Raw genomic sequence first — 589 nt, 5'->3', positions numbered from 1 at the left:
GCCTTCTGACCCTCGACCAAACCGGGCTGGCGCAAAAGAACGGCGCGGTGATCTCGCATATCAGGCTGGCGCGCGACCCCGACTTGCTCAACACGGTCAGGATAGGCCCAGGCGAGGCCGATCTGGTGCTTGGCTTCGACATCGTCGTCTCTGCGTCCGCGACATCGCTCTCGACCTTTGCGCATGGCCGCACAAGAGCCGTGCTCGACGATCATTTCGCGCCGACCGCCTCCTTCGTGCAGAACACCGCGATCGACTTCCGCCAGGAAGCGACGCTGAAGCAATTGCGCCGGGCAGCCGGCGAGGAGGCGGTCACGCTGGTTTCGGCGACGAAGCTTGGCCTCGCGCTGATGGGCGACGCCATCGCCGCGAACATGTTCCTGCTCGGCAATGCCTGGCAGCGCGGACTGTTGCCGATCAGCCTGACATCGATCGACAGAGCGATCGAGATGAACGGCGCGGGCGTCGCCATGAACCGTGCTGCCTTCGGCTGGGGCCGCCGCGCGGCGATCGACCTTGCGGCGGTGCTGAATACGGCGCAGATAGGCAGCGCCGAGGCGACGAAGCCAGAGACGCTCGACGCCATGGT

1 protein-coding gene is annotated in these 589 nt (G+C 65.9%); it reads left to right on the top strand.

What is annotated here, in order from left to right; translation table 11 throughout:
• Nucleotides 1–589, top strand: a 589-nt coding sequence (locus EOA13_RS37420) for a 2-oxoacid:acceptor oxidoreductase family protein (RefSeq protein ID WP_206535388.1), incomplete at both ends; no start/stop codon positions are given.

It is taken from the genome of Mesorhizobium sp. M7A.F.Ca.US.011.01.1.1 (assembly GCF_003998295.1).
Taxonomy (GTDB): domain Bacteria; phylum Pseudomonadota; class Alphaproteobacteria; order Rhizobiales; family Rhizobiaceae; genus Mesorhizobium.
This window is presented reverse-complemented; position numbering and strand designations above follow the sequence as displayed.